Annotated in this window: 15 protein-coding genes and 1 pseudogene; 9 read left to right on the top strand and 7 right to left on the bottom strand. The window is 72.5% G+C overall.

Translation table 11 applies throughout. The annotated features are described in order from the left end of the window. The first annotated feature begins 14 nt into the window (after nt 1–14). Nucleotides 15–647 carry an NADPH-dependent FMN reductase gene (locus ACZ518_RS06900; RefSeq protein WP_469112337.1) on the top strand — a complete coding sequence of 211 codons (633 nt, stop codon included), beginning with the start codon at nt 15–17 and terminating at the stop codon, nt 645–647. 18 nt (nt 648–665) lie between these two features. On the opposite strand, the gene ACZ518_RS06895 is transcribed toward ACZ518_RS06900, so the two are convergent. Further along, the gene (locus tag ACZ518_RS06895) at nt 666–1,097 is read right to left on the bottom strand and encodes a VOC family protein (RefSeq protein WP_469111948.1); all 432 of its coding nucleotides are present in this window, start codon (nt 1,095–1,097) and stop codon (nt 666–668) included. Between the two features lie 449 nt (nt 1,098–1,546). Between ACZ518_RS06895 and ACZ518_RS06890 the strand changes: the two genes are divergently transcribed. Together ACZ518_RS06890 and ACZ518_RS06885 are read left to right on the top strand one after the other, a co-directional pair. Next, nucleotides 1,547–2,125: an RNA polymerase sigma factor gene (locus ACZ518_RS06890; RefSeq protein ID WP_469111947.1), complete on the top strand. Its 579-nt coding sequence runs from the start codon at nt 1,547–1,549 to the stop codon at nt 2,123–2,125. An 869-nt stretch (nt 2,126–2,994) separates the two neighbouring features. After that, nucleotides 2,995–3,762 (top strand): annotated as a pseudogene (locus ACZ518_RS06885) (IclR family transcriptional regulator domain-containing protein); the annotation flags it as partial. A 238-nt stretch (nt 3,763–4,000) separates the two neighbouring features. Here the strand turns inward: ACZ518_RS06885 and ACZ518_RS06880 are convergent. After that, complete coding sequence (locus ACZ518_RS06880; protein WP_469111946.1) at nt 4,001–5,419, bottom strand: MFS transporter; 1,419 nt, start codon at nt 5,417–5,419, stop codon at nt 4,001–4,003. A 141-nt stretch (nt 5,420–5,560) separates the two neighbouring features. On the opposite strand from ACZ518_RS06880, the gene ACZ518_RS06875 reads away from it, so the two are divergent. Further along, a complete protein-coding gene (locus ACZ518_RS06875) occupies nt 5,561–6,382 on the top strand; it encodes a helix-turn-helix transcriptional regulator (protein ID WP_469112336.1) in 822 nt (273 codons plus the stop codon). A 5-nt stretch (nt 6,383–6,387) separates the two neighbouring features. On the opposite strand, the gene ACZ518_RS06870 is transcribed toward ACZ518_RS06875, so the two are convergent. After that, nucleotides 6,388–7,341: a nucleoside hydrolase gene (locus ACZ518_RS06870; protein ID WP_469111945.1), complete on the bottom strand. Its 954-nt coding sequence runs from the start codon at nt 7,339–7,341 to the stop codon at nt 6,388–6,390. 256 nt (nt 7,342–7,597) lie between these two features. Between ACZ518_RS06870 and ACZ518_RS06865 the strand changes: the two genes are divergently transcribed. Next, entirely contained in the window at nt 7,598–8,260 is a 663-nt protein-coding gene (locus tag ACZ518_RS06865) for a DUF4360 domain-containing protein (RefSeq protein WP_469111944.1), read from the top strand. A gap of 580 nt (nt 8,261–8,840) precedes the next feature. Continuing rightward, nucleotides 8,841–10,295 (top strand): nucleobase:cation symporter-2 family protein, encoded by a 1,455-nt coding sequence (locus ACZ518_RS06860; RefSeq protein WP_469111943.1) that lies wholly within the window; start codon nt 8,841–8,843, stop codon nt 10,293–10,295. A 66-nt stretch (nt 10,296–10,361) separates the two neighbouring features. Here ACZ518_RS06860 and ACZ518_RS06855 read toward each other — a convergent pair whose 3' ends face one another. Further along, entirely contained in the window at nt 10,362–11,033 is a 672-nt protein-coding gene (locus ACZ518_RS06855) for a transcriptional regulator (RefSeq protein ID WP_469111942.1), read from the bottom strand. 1,089 nt (nt 11,034–12,122) lie between these two features. Here ACZ518_RS06855 and ACZ518_RS06850 point away from each other — a divergent pair. Genes ACZ518_RS06850 through ACZ518_RS06840 form a run of 3 tightly spaced genes read left to right on the top strand, consistent with a single transcriptional unit; the run spans nt 12,123 to nt 14,525 of the window. Beyond that, the gene (locus ACZ518_RS06850; RefSeq protein WP_469112335.1) at nt 12,123–12,890 is read left to right on the top strand and encodes an ABC transporter substrate-binding protein; all 768 of its coding nucleotides are present in this window, start codon (nt 12,123–12,125) and stop codon (nt 12,888–12,890) included. Continuing rightward, complete coding sequence (locus tag ACZ518_RS06845; RefSeq protein ID WP_469111941.1) at nt 12,887–13,687, top strand: amino acid ABC transporter permease; 801 nt, start codon at nt 12,887–12,889, stop codon at nt 13,685–13,687. The genes ACZ518_RS06850 and ACZ518_RS06845 overlap by 4 nt, the downstream gene beginning before the upstream one ends. Before the next feature lie 7 nt (nt 13,688–13,694). Next, the gene (locus ACZ518_RS06840; protein WP_469111940.1) at nt 13,695–14,525 is read left to right on the top strand and encodes an amino acid ABC transporter ATP-binding protein; all 831 of its coding nucleotides are present in this window, start codon (nt 13,695–13,697) and stop codon (nt 14,523–14,525) included. 49 nt (nt 14,526–14,574) lie between these two features. On the opposite strand, the gene ACZ518_RS06835 is transcribed toward ACZ518_RS06840, so the two are convergent. From ACZ518_RS06835 to ACZ518_RS06825, 3 genes are all read right to left on the bottom strand, one after another. Then, nucleotides 14,575–15,753, bottom strand: coding sequence for an MFS transporter (locus ACZ518_RS06835; protein WP_469111939.1), 1,179 nt, complete (start codon nt 15,751–15,753; stop codon nt 14,575–14,577). Between the two features lie 232 nt (nt 15,754–15,985). Continuing rightward, on the bottom strand, nt 15,986–16,969 hold the full coding sequence (locus ACZ518_RS06830) for a CU044_5270 family protein (protein ID WP_469111938.1): 984 nt from the start codon (nt 16,967–16,969) through the stop codon (nt 15,986–15,988). Then, nucleotides 16,966–17,532: an RNA polymerase sigma factor gene (locus ACZ518_RS06825; RefSeq protein ID WP_469111937.1), complete on the bottom strand. Its 567-nt coding sequence runs from the start codon at nt 17,530–17,532 to the stop codon at nt 16,966–16,968. Before ACZ518_RS06825 ends, ACZ518_RS06830 begins: the two co-directional genes overlap by 4 nt. Nucleotides 17,533–17,629 lie beyond the last annotated feature (97 nt).

Below are 17,629 nucleotides of genomic sequence, written 5' to 3'. Positions count from 1 at the left end.
CCGGGAGGGCCTCGCTGCACGTGCTCGTGCTCTCGGGCTCCTCCCGGACCGGCTCGGTCAACGCGCGCCTGGCCGCGCTGGTCGCGAGCCTGGTGGTGCGGGCGGGCGCCACCGCCGAGCCCGCCATGCTCGCCGACTTCCCCATGCCGCTGTACGACGGCGACCTGGAGGCCGACGAGGGCGTGCCGCCGGGCGCACTGGCCCTGCGCGAGCGGATCGAGGCGGCGCAGGCCCTGGTGATCGCCTCGCCCGAGTACAACGCCTCCGTCCCGGGCGTCCTCAAGAACGCCGTCGACTGGGTCTCCCGCGTCCGGCCGCAGCCCTTCAAGGACAAGCAGGTCCTGCTGGTGTCCGCCTCGCCCTCGATGGTCGGCGGCAACCGGGGCCTGTGGGCGCTGCGCGTCCCGCTGGAACACCTCGGGGCGCGGGTCTACCCCGACATGTTCAGCCTGGCGATGGCCCACCAGGAGTTCACCGAGGACGGCGCGCTGGGCGACCGGGGGCTCGGCGAGCGCCTCGCCGCGACCGTCGACTCCTTCCTCGACCTCGCCGAGGCGGACACCCGCTACCTGTGCCTCCAGCGCCGCTGGTACGAGTTCCTCGGCGACCGCACCGACGCGCCGGTCACCGCCCGCGCCCAGGACTGAGGCCGGGCCGGAGCGCCCTCAGCGCTGCGCCAGCTCCGACGGCGCCTCCTGGACCACCCAGCCGTTGCCGTCCGGGTCGCGGAAGGTCAGGAACGAGTTCCACGTGTCGCCCTTCCCGTCCTCCCAGCCGGCCGCCCCGAGGTGGCGCACCGGGGAGACGTCCACACCCCGCGCCACCAGTTCCGCGCGGGCCGCCTCGATGTCGGTGACGCAGAGCTGGAGGCCGTGCAGCGTGCCCGGCGCCATCACCGCCGTGCCGGGCGCGGGCGGCATCCCCTTCAGGAGCGCCACCGAGCACCGCGACCCGGGCGGGGTCAGCTGGATGACGCGCACACCGGGGGCGACCTCGGAGTCGAGGTCCACCCCGAAGCCGACCGCGTCGGCGTAGAACTCCTTGGCCCGGTCCATGTCGGTGACGGGTACCGGGACCACTTCGAGCGTCCAGTTCACGCGGAACCTCCTCGGGAGCGCCGGCGGGCCCGGCGCGGCAGTGGGACCGAGTCTCCCCCAGGAAAGGGCGCGGCACCCGCAGGCACAGGCACAGGCACAGGCACGGCCCGGTGCGGGGCGCGTACCCGTGCACGGGGGCGCGCGCTGGTGCCAAGGGGGCGTGCGGGGCGGCGGATGCCACTCTTCCGGAAGAATTCCGGGACCGGCTTGCACGATCGGGCGTGATTTCCGATGGGGTGGTGATGGGGGGCGCTTGCCGCTCCACGGCTGTCGCACACGGGGGCAGGCAGCCGACCACCCCACACACCAGTTGGAAGGTTTCACGCCGAAGTGAATGCTGCCGAGATTGTCGCCCTCGCGCTGATAGTCACCACCACGTTCCATGTTTTTTCGAGCGATGTGACACCCACCGCCCTGGAGGGCGGCGACGAGCAACGGTGGGGGAGTGCATGAGCGAAGGCGAGTTCGACCCGGCGGGGGACCAGACGGTCTCCAGTGAACTGGCGGGCGTCCTGCCCGTGGAGTTCACCGCGTTCCACTCCCAGCAGCACCGAGCGTACCTGCGCTACGCCCACCTCCAGCTGGGCAACGCCAAGGACGCGCAGGAAGTCGTCGACGACGTGTTCACCTTCCTGCTGAAGGTGTGGCGCCAGGCCCTCAAGGAGGCGAGCCTGCACGGCTTCGCCTGGGCCGTGCTCCGCGAACACGTCGAACGCCGGCTGGCGGCCCTCGGCCGCCAGGTGGCCATGGTGGAGACGGCGTGGTTCTCGGCCCTGCGCCGCTCGTCGAGGGAACGGCTCGAACTGCTGGAGTCCAAGCTCGGCCTGTACGCGGCCATCGCGGAGCTGTCCGAGCGGCAGTACGACGTGGTGCTGCTGGCGTTCCTGCTGGGCAACGACTCCGACACGGTCGCACGGATGATGGGGATCTCCCCCGCGACGGTCCGTTCGCACGTACGCGGCGCACGCCGAACCCTGTCCCGCAAGCTCGGGGTGGACTGGATCCCCGGAGAGGAGAATGACCAGTGAGCGACATGCCTGCTGACCGTGACATGCCGCTGTGCGAACTGGACGCGGCCCTGAAGAACGCCGAGGTGATCGCGGAGGAGTACGCGGGCTACGACGAGGGAGCGGCCCGGCGCCGCATCGCCCGCCGGATCGTGGCCGACCGGGCCCGCTCCGCGATCGGCGGCGTCACCGGCCCGGACCTGCCCGCCCGCGGGCAGGCCGCGTCGGCCGAGCACGACGAACTGGTCCTGGACGCCGCCTGCCACGTGCGGGCGGCCCGCGTCCTGGACGACGTCACTTGGTCCCTCGTGGAGAGCCGGGACTTCGCGGAGCTCGCCCTGCACGCCGAATCCTGGCCCCACGGCGTGGACTCGGCCCTGCTGTTCGGCTGTCTGCTCCACCTGACGGAGCGGACGGAGGGCGCGCGGTTCTGGTTCCAGTACGCGGCCGGGGCGGGCTCCCGGACCGCCGCGCACTGCCTCTACCTGCACCACCTCTCCCGCGCGGAGGTCCGTACCGCCCGGCACTGGAAGGAGCAGGCCGGGGCCCTGCCCGCCGAGGAGCACCTGCCGCACCTGCCGCAGATCCCGGAGGACCTCGAAGCGGCCCTGGCCGCCTCCGTGATCTGGACCTCCCCGCCCATCACCACCCAGGACCTCAGCTCCCTCACCAGCGGGCCGGGCCGGGCCGCGCGGCCGCCCTACCGGCTGCCCGCACGGCTGCGCCAGGCGGTCGCGGCGCGCCCCAACCACGAACACCCCGACCTGGGGGACGTGTTCACCCCCAGCCCGCCGGTCGCCGTGGCCGTGGCCCACCACGCACGCCTCAACCCCCTGCACCTGACCGGGGAGGCGAACGCGTGGGCACTCGAAGCGCTCAAGCAGCCGCACCTGACGCACGCCGCCCGCAAGAGCCCCGAAGGACAGCCGGCCCCCGCCGCGCTGGAATCCGTACACCAGGCGCTGCGCGTCCTGGAGGTGGTCAACCGGTACTCGGGCGGCGTCAGCCTCACCCAGATCGCCCGTGAGACGAAACTGCCGCAACTGGTGATCGCCCGGGCCGTGGAACAGCTCGTGCGCGCCAGCCTGGCCGCCCCGACCGGGCCCGACGCCTACATCGCCGGCAACGCCCTGCTGCTCACCGACGCGGCCGGCGGCGACGGGCGCGGCCACCTCAGGGAAACCCTCGCCTGGGTGCGCGACGCCGTCGGCGCGGCCGTCTACGTGGCCCGCTACACCGACGGCGAGGTCTCCATCACCCAGTACGCCGACGGTCCCGGCACACCCGTCGTCGAGGAATGGGTCGACTTCAGGTCGGCGGCCCACGCCTCCGCCGTCGGCAAGGCCCTGCTCACCCAGCTCGACTACGACGACAGGAAGGACCACCTGGACCGCCACCGGATGTCCAAGTTCACCCGGCACACCATCGGCAGCGAGAAGGCCCTCTTCCACCAGCTCGACACGCGCAGGCCCAACGCCCCGCTGCTCGACCTCCAGGAGTACGCCCTCGGCACGGTGTGCGCGGCCGTCCCCATCACCTCGGGCCCGAACGCCGAATGCGTGGCCCTGTCCATCCCCGTCCCCGACCCCGGCCGGCTGAGGCAGGCCGCCCGGATCCTGCAGAGCGAGGCCGCCGCGGTCTTACTCGCCCTCATCGTGGCCGGCAGCGCCCAGCCCGCCCCGGCACCGACCCTCAGCGCACCCGCCTCACCGGGACCCCAGTGGTTCCTGGACCCCGCGGCCGGCGCGGCGGCCCCGGCAGGGCTGCACAGCCCCTTCCTCTCCACCACCGTCTAGCGACAAGGGCCGGCCCCGCACCCGGGGCCGGCCACCGGCACGGCCGGCGACGCGCCGGAGCGGGCCGGGGCATCCGTACCCCGGCCCGCTCCGCCGCGCGTCAGGCCTTCCGCCGGCCGAGACCGGCCGCGACCAGCAGGGCCGCGGCGATCACGACGGCCGCGTCGATCCCCAGGACCAGCCGCACCCCGTCGAACAGGGCGTCCTGCGTGGTGGCCAGGACACCGAGCAGCGGGATGCCGACGGTCAGGCCGACCTGCTGGGTGGTGGTCACCAGACCGGTGGCGAGCCCCTGCTCCTCGTCCGGCACGCCGCTCGTCACGATCACCCCGTACGAGATGATCGCGCCGAGGTGGCCCATGCTGGCCACCGACACGGCCAGCGCCGCGAGCAGGGCTCCCGACTCCGCGCCCACGCCGAGCAGCACGCCGGTGAAGGCGCCCTGGGCGAGCAGGGACCCGATCAGGACGCGGCGGGCGCCGAAGCGGCCGATGAACCGGGGGGCGTACGCGCCGGCGACGGCGGAGGTGACGCCCTGCACGCCGAAGACCAGCCCGGTCAGGAAGGAGGACAGGCGCAGCGTCTCCTGGAGGTAGAGGGTCAGCACGAAGACGACCGTCGACATCATCGAGAACGTCACCAGACCGCCGATGTTGCCCCACGCCACCGTGCGCCGCCCCAGCATCGGCAGCGAGACCAGCGGGGCGGGGGACTTCGACTCCACCACCACGAACGCGGCGAGCAGGACGAGCCCGGCCACCAGGGTGGCCCGGACGTCGGCGCCGCCGAAGCCGCGCTCGGCGGCCGTCGACAGGGCGTAGATCAGGGCGAGGAGGCCGACGGTGACGGTGACGGCGCCCGGCACGTCGAGGCGCGGCCGCTCCGGGGTGCGCGACTCGGACAGCAGACCCGGCGCGAGGAACAGGACGAGCAGCCCCGCGACCGCGAGCAGGCCCATCGTGGAGCGCCAGCCGAGGGTGTCGGTCATGACTCCGCCGAGCACCATGCCGACGGTGAAGCCCAAGGACAGCAGGGTGCCGGAGATGCCGAGCGCCTTGTCGCGCAGTGGGCCCTCGGGGAACGTCGTGGTCAGCAGCGACATGCCGGTCGGCACGATGACGGCCGCCCCCAGGCCCTGCAGGGCGCGCCCGGCCAGGAAGGAGGCGGGGTCCCAGGCGAAGGTGGCGAGCAGGGAAGCCGCGGTGAAGACCGCGAGGCCGGCCAGGAACAGCTTCTTGCGGCCGTACAGGTCGCCGATCCGGCTGAAGAGCAGCAGGAAGCCGCCGGAGGGCAGGGTGAACGCGGTCACCGCCCACTGGAGGCCGGACCGGCTCAGGCCCAGGTCCCTGCCGAGCGCGGGCAGCGCCACGTTCAGGACGGAGAAGTCGAGCGCCACCATGAACTGGGCGGCGCAGAGCACGAAGAGGACCAGCTTGGCCCGGCCGGTGAGCCGGGGCGTACTCTCGGGTGCCGCCGTGTGCGGCCCGCTGACCGTGGGGGTCCGTGTGTCTGTCGTCATGGCCACCACCCTCGCGGCCCGGGAATGCCCGTGAAGAGTGGGAACTTATCCTGTTGGTGGCACCACCAGGGAGCCGAACAGGGGGAGTTCGTGGCAACGCCGATCGACCAGCACCGCCGGGCGGAGCTGCGGGAGTTCCTGATGAGCCGGCGCGCCCGGATCTCGCCGGGCGAGGCCGGGCTGCCGGACGGCGGGGCCCGCCGCCGCACGCCGGGGCTGCGCCGGGAGGAGGTCGCCGTGCTCGCGGGGGTCGGCGTCTCCTGGTACCAGTGGCTGGAACAGGGCCGTGACATCACCGTTTCCGGGCAGGTGCTGGACTCCGTGAGCCGGGTGCTGAAGCTGACCAGCGCCGAGCGGCGGCACCTGTACGTACTCGCAGGGCTCAACCCGCCCGCGCTGCAGGTGGCCCCGGGGGACCGGGACATGTGCGACGGCCTGCGGCGGCTGATCGACGCCTGGATGCCCTTCCCGGCGCACATCATGGACACCTACTGGAACACCGTGATGTACAACGACGCGGCCGCACTGGTCTTCGGGATGAGCCCGGAGACCGTGCAGAACTGCCTGGTCGCCTTCTTCACCGACCCGATCTACAAGGACCGTTCCCCGCAGTGGGACCGGGTCGCGTGCGATGTCGTGGCCCAGTTCCGGGCGGCCTGTTCGGAGCATCCCGGGGACGACGGGTTCCGGGCGGTGGTCGCGGAGGTACTCGAACTCAGCCCGGAGTTCGCCGCGTTGTGGAAGCGCCGCGACATCCGCCCCGGCGGCCAGCTGCAGAAGCAGATGCGGCACCCGGTCGTCGGCGCGCTGCACGTGGAGTCGACCCAGCTGCGGGTTCCCGCGCGGCCCGACCTGTCGATCGTGCTGCACACCCCGCTGCCGGGCACGGACACCGCCGAGAAGCTGGAGTGGCTGACCTCGCCCGAGGGGCGACGCGGCCTGATGTACCCGGTGGCGGGCTGAGCGGCTCAAGCGCCGCGGGAGCCGCGGGCGCCGAGGGCGGCCACCGCGCCGACCATGCGGTCCCAGAAGAGCTCCGCGTCCAGGGTCGTGCCGACCCGCGCGTTCACGGGCCGTCCCACGTACTGGTGGAGGTCCACGACGGTGGCGCCGCGGGTGTAGCCGCCCTGGAGCTCGACCACGACGTTGGCGTCGGAGCAGCCCACGATCGCCGGGTCGATCACCCGGGCCACCGCCACCGGGTCGTGCAGCGGCGGGTGGGGCATGCCCCACAGCCGGCGGTACGCGGCGGCGAAGTAGGTGAGCAGCTCCACGCAGACGGAGCCGATCTCGGTGCCGAGGGCCTCGAAGCGGGCCAGCACCTCGGGCGTGACCAGCGCCTGGTGGGTCACGTCGAGCCCGCACATGGTCACCGGTACGCCGCTGCCGAACACGACGGCGGCCGCCTCCGGATCGGTGTGGACGTTGAACTCGGCCGCCGGCGTGCGGTTGCCCGGCCCCACCGAGCCTCCCATCAGCACGATCTCGCGGATGCGGGCGGCGCTCTCGGGATGGCGGGTCAGCAGCAGGGCGATGTTGGTCAGCGGGGCGGTGGGCACCAGCGTGACCGGCTCGGGGTGTTCCATGAGGATCCGGTGGATGAGGTCCACCGCGTGCTCGGGCACCACGTCCACCGTCGGCGGCGGAAACCTCGGTCCGTCCAGACCCGATTCGCCGTGCACGTCCGCGGCGACGGCCAGCGGCTGGAGCAGCGGCCGGGCGCAGCCGGCGGCGACGGGCACGTCCGTGACGCCGGCGAGGGTCAGGACCCGGCGGGCGTTGAGGGTGGTCTTCTCCAGGGTCTGGTTGCCGGCGACGGTGGTGACGGCGAGGAGGTCGACGCCGGGATCCCCCGCCGCCAGCATGATCGCCAAGGCGTCGTCGTGTCCGGGGTCGCAGTCGATGATGATCGGAACGGGCACGCGCTGGACCTCCTCGTGGGCCTGGGCGGCCCAGTCTGCCGCCGCCGGACCGCGAGGGCCGCCCCTTACGAGCCAAAACACGGCCGGGGCGTGGCGGACATCGCCCCCGGCGCCGGTGTGATGGTCGGATGACTACCCCGGACGGGGGGCGCGTGCGGGTGGCGGGGGCGGCGGCTGCCGCGCCTGCGCCGATGGGGCCGGGGAGTGTGGAACGGTTCGTGCCGATCACGCACAGCAGCGATCGGAAGGACTCCCCATGCTCAGAACGGTGTTCACTGCCGGCGCGGCCGCCGCGCTCGCCGCTGCCGCCCTCACCCCCTCCGCGGGCGCCGCGCCCTCCCTGCCCTTCCCCGCGCCTCCGGGACAGATCACTGTCGACGTGGTCCAGGTCAACGGCTCCGGCTGTCGCCCCGGTAGCGCCAACGTCGCGGTCTCCCCGGACAACACCGCCTTCACGGTGACGTACAGCGAGTACCTCGCCCAGGTGGGCAAGGACACCAAGGCGACCGACTTCCGCAAGAACTGCCAGCTCGGCCTCAGTGTGAACGTCCCCCAGGGCTACACCTACGCCATCGCCCGGGCCGACTACCGCGGCTTCGCCAGCATCGCGGACGGCGCGAGCGCCACCCAGAACGCCTCCTACTACTTCCAGGGCATGTCCCAGACGGCCTACCGGACCCACACCCTGAGCGGCCCGACCGAGGGCAACTGGCAGGTGTCGGACGCGGTGCCCGTGGAGGCCCTGGTCTTCCACCCCTGCGGGGCCAAGCGGAACCTGAACATCAACACCGAGCTGCGCGCCCAGGCCGGCTCCTCCGACACGGCGAACACCACCAGCTTCGTCACGATGGACTCCACCGACGGCAGCTTCAACACCGTCTACCACTTCTCCTGGAAGACCTGCCCGCAGCGGCGCTGACACCGGCCGGGCACCACGGGGCCGTGCCCGGGGAGTTCCCCGGGCACGGCCCCGCCGTCTGTCCGGATCCGATGTGAAGAGCTGTCATAGGGGGCGTTCGGGTGGGAATTTTCCATCACGGAACCGAGTGCGGAGAGTTACGGGTCATGACGTTCAGTGATGGCTCTACTTCCGGGAGGTCCGATGAGCACGAAGAACGCGGCACCGACGTACGGACTTTCCTCGGGGACCCCGCAGTGGGCGCTCGACCCCTACCGCTTCCCCGGCCTCGAGGCCCTGGACGAGCCCGAGGCCTGCTCGGAAGCGGAAGCTCCGGTTACTCGCGAGGAAACCCAGCCTTTGGCTATGGTGAGCGCCCTCCGGTCAAGGTCCCTTTAGATCCCATGCCCAGGCAGGGATCCGGGTCCCGATCGAAGGATGTCCCGCCAATCCGGGACGCGATCTGCATCCAGAGCGACGTGCTGTCGGCAACACCGCCCGACGTCGGCTCAAATGCGAGCCGGCCTGTGCTCGCCCCGCCACCCCGGGGCTGGAGCGCGGCGGTCCTCTCATTCACCTACCTCGCGAAGGCAAGGCAGAGATGGCAAGAGCCACCCGACAGTCCTCCCGGCAGTCCGCCCGACAGGGCATACACCCCGTCGACGAACTCCTTCCGTTCCCCAAACTCGCCCTGTACGGCTTCCAGCACGTGCTCGCGTTCTACGCGGCGGCGGTCATCGTCCCCGTCCTCCTCGGCAACGCGCTCGGACTGAGCCGCCAGGAGCTGGTCCACCTGATCAACGCGGACCTGCTGACCTGCGGCATAGCCTCGATCATCCAGGCCCTCGGGGTCTGGAAGGCCGGGGCCCGGCTCCCCCTCGTCCAGGGGGTCACCTTCACCGCGGTCTCACCCATGATCGCCATCGGCCTGGGCGCCGGCGGCGGCACCGCCGGCCTGCTCGTCGTCTACGGCGCGGTGATCACGGCCGGCATCGCCACCTTCGCCTTCGCCCCGCTCTTCAGCAGGCTGGTGAAGTACTTCCCGCCGGTCGTCATCGGCACGATCCTCACCGTCATCGGCATCACCCTCATCCCCGTGGCCCTGCAGGACGCGGCGGGCGGAGCCCACCTCATGGGCACGCCCGCGTACGGGTCCGCGAAGAACCTCGCGTACGCGCTGGGCACCCTGCTCTTCATCCTGGCCCTGGTCCGCGTCGGCAGGCCCTTCCTCAGCAGCCTCGCCGTCCTCCTCGGACTCGTCGCCGGAACGGCCGTCGCCTGGCTCTTCGGGGACGTCGACTTCGGCGCCGTGGCCCAGGCCGACTGGATCGGGGTCACCACCCCCTTCCACTACGGCATGCCGCGCTTCGAACTGCTCCCGATCGCCGCGATGCTCGTCGTCATGCTGATCACCATGGTGGAGACCACCGGCGACGTCTACGCCATCGGGGAGATCACCCGCAAGAAGGTCGACGCCGACACGGTCGCGCGCGCCCTGCGCGCCGACGGCGCCGCGACGGTCCTCGGCGGAATCCTCAACTCCTTCCCCTACGTGGCCTTCGCCGAGAACATCGGCATCGTCCGGATGTCGAAGGTGATGAGCCGCTACGTCGTCGTCGCGGCCGGCGTGTTCATGGTCGTGCTCGGCCTGCTGCCGAAGGCGGGCAGCCTGGTCGCCTCCGTCCCGCACCCCGTGCTGGGCGGGGCGGCGGTGTCCATGTTCGGCATCGTCGCGGCCGTCGGCGTCCAGATCCTGGCCAAGGCCGACCTGCGCGAGGAGCGCAACACGCTGATCCTGGCGGTCAGCCTCGGCGCGGCGCTGCTGCCCACGACGGTCAAGCCCTTCTTCGAGCGCATGCCCGACGACGTCCGGGCCGTGCTCGACAGCGGGATCACGCTCGGCGCCCTCACCGCCATCCTGCTGAACCTGCTCTTCAACGTCTTCACGAGCCGCAGCACGATGGAGATCGACTGGGACGACATCGAGGAGGACCTCGGCGCCGCCGTCGAGGAGGACGGCCCGCCCGGGCCGGCGGCCTGGGCGCCGGCCCGTTGAACGGCGGGCGGGCCGGGAGGGGACCGTACCCCTCCCGGCCCGCCCGGATGCGGCCGCCGTCCCGCGTCAGCCGCCCGCCGGGTGGCCGGGCGCGGCCTCGTCCTGCTCGCCGACCAGTTCCCAGAAGTGGTCGGCCAGCCGGCGCAGGTAGGCGGAGCGCTCCGCGGCTATCTCCTTCAGCCTGACGTCGTCGTTGCGGGCGACCAGGTGCCCCATGTACCGCTCGGAGAAGGCGGAGAGCTCCGCGTGCATCGTCCGCAGCGCGTCGCCCACGCTCGTCGCGTCGACGGAGGCGATCTCCACCACGGGATCGACGTGCGCCTTCCAGCGTCCGGCCACCGCCGACCGCAGGTGCTCCTCCAGCTCCTCGCCGCGGCCGGTGACCATGGTCAGTGCGCGCAGGGACAGCCCCAGGGCCTCCACCAGCACCCTGGTCTGCCGGGAGTCCCCGTACCACTGCCCCGACGCCTCCGCGGCGCGGTACTCCGACGGGTCCATGCCCAGCCGGTACGCCAGCCGCTCCACGCTCAGCCGGCGGGCCAGCCGGTACTCGGCGAGCGTCCTCGGCGCGGTCCCCATCAGGGTGACCGCGTCGCACCACAGCACATCGGCCAGGGCGAACAGGTGCTGGTCGGAAGGGACGTGGGAGCCCTGCTCCCATGCCGCGACCATGGCGGGATGGACCGGGCTCCCGCAGGCCGCCATGGCCTCGGCCACCTGAACCGTGCTCAAACCCATGCGGGCGCGCGCGGATCTGGCCCCGGTGGGGGAAAACGGAGTGCTGTACACGTACACGCCACCTCTGGGAAACGGAATGCTGAACGAACACCAGGAGCGGGCACAGTAACAGATGTTCAGAAGGTTGTAACCGTTAATTCCCCTTTGTTTTAAAGGTCTTGGCGGGCGATCTCTCGAATGATCAACGACCGGTCGGGGTCTCTTTCACTGGAAGCGGAATCTCATTCCCGGGCTCTGCACCGGACAGGGGGGCGGCGAGCGCGGCGGCCGCCAGGGCGAGCGCCGGCACCAGGAACAGGGCCGTGCGCAAGCTGAGGGGTCAGGAGGCCGCGGGCCCGGTCATCGCCTCCCGCGGGTCTGCGGTGCCCTTGCCGGCGGGCGGGACCCAGCTGGACCGACAGTCTGTGCAACAGCCCGTTTCCATGGCGCAGACGTGTCACGATGTGCGCCTTCCCGGGCGAGCCGGGGTGGACGGTGAGGGGAAAGCCGCTCGACCCGCGGTCGAATTCCGGCCGCTCCGGCGTGTTGTGGCCGTGGGGGAGTCCCCCCGTGGACAAACGGTCGCGGGCGGCGGGGAAGTGAGGATGTGTCGGCATATGGAGCAATCCGCGTCGCCCCGCCCCGATCCTGACACGAGGTCCACACTCGCGACACGTGTTCCCGCACACGCCGTGAACGCGCGCACGAGCCCCCGGAGCCGCCCGTCCGGTGTACGGGAGGGCTCCCATCAGGGAATTCTCCACGAGCGCGGCGGACCGCCCGGCGGGAATCCGGGAAGGCCGCTGGCGAAGTATTGACGAGAACGCAGCAGGAATGCCGTACGCCCTTTGTCTCGCGAACTCCTCCCGCCCCCGGCACCTCGCGGCAGGACGCTTCGCGCCGCATCGCGAATGGTCCCTTGCCGGTGCGCCGCAGGGGCTTACGATCTCGACGGACGGTCTCCTCCCGCGACCGCCGCTCCCCCCGCACCCGTGGAGGTCAACCGTGTTCCGGACGGCCCAAGGACACCGCAGTCACCGCGACGGCGGTCACCGCCACCCCTCCCGCCGGCGCCCGCGCGCCCTGGCCGGCGCTGCCGCAGCCGCGGGCATGTTCCTGGCCGTGGGCTGCTCGTCGGGCGACGGCGGACCGGGGGAGGCGGCGGGGGGCGTGAGCGTCGTCGAGAAGGGCAAGCTGACCACCTGCACCCACCTGCCCTACCCGCCGTTCCAGTTCGAGCGGAACGGCAAGGTCGTGGGCTTCGACGTCGCCCTGATCGACCTGGTCGCGAAGAAGCTCGAAGTCGAACAGAAGATCCTCGACACGCCGTTCGAGAACTTCAAGACGGGGGCCTTCCTCAACTCCGGCCAGTGCGACCTCGCCGCCGCCGGCATGACCATCACCGACGAGCGCAAGAAGAACGTCGACTTCTCCGTCCCCTACTTCGACGCGACCCAGGCCCTGCTGGCGACGAAGAAGAGCGGTATCACCTCCCTCGCCGACCTCAAGGCCAAGGGCAAGAAGCTGGGCGCGCAGGCGGAGACCACCGGCGAGAGCTACGCCAAGGCCCAGGGCTTCAACCCCGTCGCCTTCGAGAGCTCGGACGCGGTGCTCAACGGTCTGCGCACCGGCCAGGTCGACGCGGTCGTCATCGACTACCCGGTCGTCCAGGGCTGGCTCAAGGACCCCGCGAACGCCTCCGAGTTCGTCCTCGGGCAGAACATCGAGACCGGCGAGAAGTACGGCTTCTCGGTGAAGAAGGGCAACACCGCCCTCCTCGCCGCGATCGACAAGGCGGTCACCGACGCCAAGGCCGACGGGACCTACAAGAAGATCTACGAACAGTGGATCGGCCCGCTGCCCCAGGCGATGCCGTGACCTCACGGATCACCCGGCGCCAGCGGCGCCGCGTCTGGCAGGGCGTCCAGTACGCGGTGTTCGCGGCCGTGCTGGTCCTGGTCGGCGCACTCGCCGACTGGGACCGGCTGCAGAACCAGTTCGCGCAGAAGGACCTGGCCCTCAGGCTCTTCCCCGAGATCATCACCATCGCCCTGCGGAACACGGTGGTGTACACCCTCTCCGGGTTCCTGTTCGGGCTCGTGCTCGGCCTGGTCATCGCCATGATGAGGCTGTCCTCGGTGGCCCCGTACCGCTGGGTCGCGAGCGTCTACATCGAGCTGTTCCGGGGCCTGCCCGCCCTGCTGATCTTCATCTTCGTCGGCGTGGCGGTCCCCCTGGCCTTCCCCGGCACCGCCATCCCCGGCGGTACCTACGGGAAGGTCGCGCTCGGCCTCGGCCTGGTCGCCGCCGCCTACATGGCGGAGACGATCCGCGCAGGCATCCAGGCCGTGCCCAAGGGGCAGATGGAGGCGGCCCGCTCGCTGGGCTTCTCGCACGGCCGGGCCATGGTGTCGGTGGTCATCCCCCAGGCGTTCCGCATCGTCATCCCCCCGCTCACCAACGAACTGGTCCTCCTCTTCAAGGACTCCTCACTGGTGCTCTTCCTCGGCGTGACGCTGGAGGAGCGGGAACTGACCAAGTTCGGCCGGGACCTCGCCAGCGAGACCGCGAACTCCACCCCCATCCTCGTCGCGGGCCTGTGCTACCTCCTCGTGACCGTGCCGCTGAGCTTCGTGGTGCGCCGCCTAGAGGCCCGTGCCGACAAGGCCACGTGAGGAACCGATGCCACAGACGACGGGAACCGGGGACACGACGGGCGGCGACCGCCCGGAGATCGAGATCCGGGGACTGCACAAGTCCTTCGGCGACAACCACGTCCTGCGGGGCATCGACCTCGACATCGCCCGGGGCGAGGTGGTGTGCGTCATCGGCCCCTCCGGCTCGGGCAAGTCCACCCTGCTGCGCTGCGTGAACCTGCTGGAGGAGCCGACCGGCGGACAGGTCTTCGTCGGCGGTACGGAACTCACCGACCCCGACGTGGACATCGACGCCGCGCGCCGCCGCATCGGCATGGTCTTCCAGCAGTTCAACCTCTTCCCGCACATCGACGTCACCGCCAACCTCACCCTCCCGCAGCGCAGGGTCCTGGGCACCGGCAAGGAGAAGGCGGCCGCCGTCGCCCGGGAGAACCTGGAGCGCGTCGGCCTCGCGGCGAAGGCCGACGCCTACCCGGCCCAGCTCTCCGGCGGCCAGCAGCAGCGCGTCGCGATCGCCCGCGCCCTGTCCATGGGACCGGAGGTGATGCTCTTCGACGAGCCGACCTCGGCGCTCGACCCGGAACTCGTCGGCGAGGTGCTGTCGGTCATGCGCGTCCTGGCGGGCGAGGGGATGACCATGATGGTCGTCACCCACGAGATGAGCTTCGCCCGGGAGGTCGCGGACCGGGTCGTGTTCATGGACGGCGGAGTGATCGTCGAACAGGGGCCCGCGGAACAGGTCGTCACCCGGCCTCGCCACGCACGCACCCGAGACTTCCTCGACCGCGTCCTCGACCCGGCGGCGGCCGAGGCACCGGCCGGCGAGGAAGCCCCGCCGGAGGACTCGGGTCACTAGGCCCTGTCCGGGCGATCCTCGCGGGCCCACGCAGACGCCCGGACAGGGCCTAGGCCGAACGCCGCAGCAGATAGGCCCCGGCGGCCGAGACCAGGACCGCCATGCAGGCGATGAACACCAACCCCGCGCCCTCCAGCCCGATCGGCTCCACCAGCACGCCCACCCCGATCACCGGCACCGAGATGCCCGCGTACGCCACCACGAACAGCGTCGAGATCACCGCGGCGCGCCGGTCGGCCGGCGAGGCCCGCGCCACCACGGACAGCGCCCCGCGGAACGCCAGCCCCTGAGCGGCCCCGCCGACCAGCGCGCTCAGCACCACCAGCGCCAGCAGGTCCCAGTACAGCGCGCCCGCCAGCAGCGCGAGCCCGGCGAGCAGCCCCGCGCAGCCCAGCGGCAGCGACCGCCGCGCACCGACCCGGCCCACCGCCAGCTGCCCCGCCGTCGAGGCGAAGAAGGCCAGCGCGACGACCAGCCCGCTCACGGCGCGGTTGTGCACCCCCAGGGACTGCGCGAGGAACGCCGGGCTGACCGAGGTGAACACCCCGAACAGAGCGAACCCGACGAACGAGGCGATCGCCGCCGGCCCGAACACCGGCCGCACCGGCGGGGGCAGCCCCGGCCGCTGCGGCCGTACGGTGGCCGGCGCCCGCCGCTGCCGTACGGTCTCCCCGAGCCCCAGCAGGACCGCGACCGAGACCGCCACCAGCACGAGGTGCACCGTGAACGGCAGGTACAGCGGCCGGGGCGCGTACTGCGACAGCAGCCCCGCCAGCAGCGGACCGCAGCCCAGCCCGCCCATGTTCGCGGCCGTCGCCACGAACGTCGCCCGGGCGCCGCCGCCCGGCGGGGCCGACTCGATCACGTAGGCCGTGGCGGCCCCGGTGAACAGCCCGGCCGACAGCCCCGACAGCAGCCGCCCCGCGTACAGCCAGCCCAGCCCGGTGGCGAGGAGGAAGCACCCGGCGCTGGCCGCCGCGCATCCCAGCCCCGCCAGCAGCACCGGCCGCCTGCCCACGGCGTCGGAGGCGTTGCCGGCCAGCAGCAGCACCCCGATGACCCCGAAGGCGTACACGGCGTACACCACGGTGACGGTCAGCTCGGAGAAGCCGAACTTCTCCTGGTAGAGGCCGTAGAGCGGGGTCGGCAGCGTGGTGCCCGCCATGCACACGGCGAACACCGCCCCGCCGAGCACACACTGCCGCCAGCCCCGGCGCATCCGGTCCATGCCGCCGACGGTAACCCCGCGCCCCACCCCGGCCCCGCCCCGCGCGCCCGAATCGCCGCGACGTCGCCCACCCGCCACGCCACGGGCCCGCGCACCGCCGGACACCACGCTGAGCTGCGGCATCACCCCCGGGCAGCCACAGAAAGCCCGGTCGGCCCCGAGCGGCCGGACTCAGTCCCCGCCCGGTGCGTCACCCGCGCCAACCCGGCCCGCTCGGCGCGGCTGCCGCCCGTCACCACGGCCGCACCGCGGCCGGCGTCTCACCGGCCCGGTCGCTGACCCCCCGGCCGATGATGGCCACGGAGGTCACCGCCGCGCCGGCCTTTCCCCAGGAGTTGTCCTCCAGGACCACGGTCCGCTCGCCCAGCAGGCGCAGGCTGTCCCTGTCGAAGATCCACTCCGTCCGCTCGCCGTCGTGGACGCGGGCGACGGCCACGCCCGTACGTCCGGCCGCGTCGGTCGCCTCGGGAACCAGCACGACCCCCGGGATGCGGGCCGCCGCGCGGTACAGGGCGGCGCTCACCCCGGGCGGCGCCTCCACCTGGCGCAGCAGATCGCCGATGGCGACGAACGCCTCCTGGTCGGGGCCGATGGTGGAGCCCGACCCGGGGCCGTGGTTGAGGCGGGTGTCCGCGTAGATCAGCTCCAGGAGCCTGCCGGGGTCCGTGGGAAGGGATTCGAGGAAGCGGTAGGTGGGGCTGTTGATGCCGGCCACGTTCCCGCCGCCCGAGTGCAGCGTCGAGGTGCCCCTGGCGCTCCGCACGACGGGGTCGGCCGAGCCGTCGACGGACAGCCAGCGCTCCGCGGACTCGTCCGTGCGGGAGGCCTCCATCGCCCCGCCCGGCACCTCGGAGAGCGCCGTGGAGTGCCCGGTCGTGCGCGTGTACAGGAACTGGCCGTCCCGGACGGCCGGGGCGGGGGCCTCCTGCGCCGTCAGCGCCACCCGGTCCAGCAGCCGCACGGCCGCCGGATCGGGCGGCGCCGCGGCGGGCGGTCCGCCGCGGCCGGTCACCCCGAGGGTGACGGCCAGGGTGACGGCGCAGGTCGCGGCGCCCGCCGCGAGGAAGAGCGCCGCACGCCGCCGGGGCCGGGCGGGGGCGGGGGCGGCGTGCGCCTCCCGGACGAGGTGTTCCCTGAGCCGGACCCGTCCGCGGAAGGGCAGTTCGGCGTCGGACAGGCCGGGCAGCTGCCCGAGGGGTTCGTCGGCGGCGTTCACAGGTTTCCCTCCCGTGCGGGTCGGGGCGCGGGGAGGTGCCCGCGGGACGGGGACTGGGCGAGGTGGGCGGCCACGAGTACGCGCAGCCGGGCGCGGGCGCGGGAGAGGCGCGAGCGGACGGTGCCCGCGGGCACCCCGCACGCCCGGGCCACCTCTTCGTGGCTGAGACCGGACCACACGTGCAGCAGCAGCACCTCCCGGTCGGTGCGCCGCAGCCGGCCGAGGACGGCGAGGGCCGCGGCGGCTTCCGCGGAGTCGGCGAGGCGGGACGCGACGGCCTCCGCCACGTCGGGTGCCGCCTCGGGCGGCGGCAGCCGGGTCATCGCCTCGCGGTGGCGACGGGCCGCCCGGCGGGTGTTGCGGATGACGTTGGTGGCCACGCCGAAGAGCCAGGCCCGCCGGCTGGTGACGCCGTCGAGCGTGTCGCGCAGCCGCCAGGCCTCCAGGAAGGTCAGGGAGACGATGTCCTCGGCTCCGGCGCGGTCGCCGGTCATGCGGACGGCGTGCGCGAACACCGCGTGGGCGTGTTCGTCGTAGATGTCCGCGAACAGTTGGGGGTTCACGCTGGGAAGTGTCCGCGGACCCCGTCCCGTTGCATGTGACTCCGGTCACGCGACACGCCCGCGGACGCAACGGAACCCCTGATACCGCTCAAAACGG

It is taken from the genome of Streptomyces sp. NPDC033966, assembly GCF_055575955.1.
This window is presented reverse-complemented; position numbering and strand designations above follow the sequence as displayed.

What these genes read in the sequence shown, in the direction of transcription:
- ACZ518_RS06860 (WP_469111943.1), top strand. Translation starts at nt 8,841, where the DNA reads ATGGCAAGAGCCACCCGACAGTCCTCCCGGCAGTCCGCCCGACAGGGC.
- ACZ518_RS06875 (WP_469112336.1), top strand. Translation starts at nt 5,561, where the DNA reads ATGAGCCGGCGCGCCCGGATCTCGCCGGGCGAGGCCGGGCTGCCGGAC.
- ACZ518_RS06855 (WP_469111942.1), bottom strand. Translation starts at nt 11,033, where the DNA reads ATGGGTTTGAGCACGGTTCAGGTGGCCGAGGCCATGGCGGCCTGCGGG.
- ACZ518_RS06835 (WP_469111939.1), bottom strand. Translation starts at nt 15,753, where the DNA reads ATGGACCGGATGCGCCGGGGCTGGCGGCAGTGTGTGCTCGGCGGGGCG.
- ACZ518_RS06850 (WP_469112335.1), top strand. Translation starts at nt 12,123, where the DNA reads ATGTTCCTGGCCGTGGGCTGCTCGTCGGGCGACGGCGGACCGGGGGAG.
- ACZ518_RS06865 (WP_469111944.1), top strand. Translation starts at nt 7,598, where the DNA reads ATGCTCAGAACGGTGTTCACTGCCGGCGCGGCCGCCGCGCTCGCCGCT.
- ACZ518_RS06840 (WP_469111940.1), top strand. Translation starts at nt 13,695, where the DNA reads ATGCCACAGACGACGGGAACCGGGGACACGACGGGCGGCGACCGCCCG.
- ACZ518_RS06880 (WP_469111946.1), bottom strand. Translation starts at nt 5,419, where the DNA reads ATGACGACAGACACACGGACCCCCACGGTCAGCGGGCCGCACACGGCG.
- ACZ518_RS06890 (WP_469111947.1), top strand. Translation starts at nt 1,547, where the DNA reads ATGAGCGAAGGCGAGTTCGACCCGGCGGGGGACCAGACGGTCTCCAGT.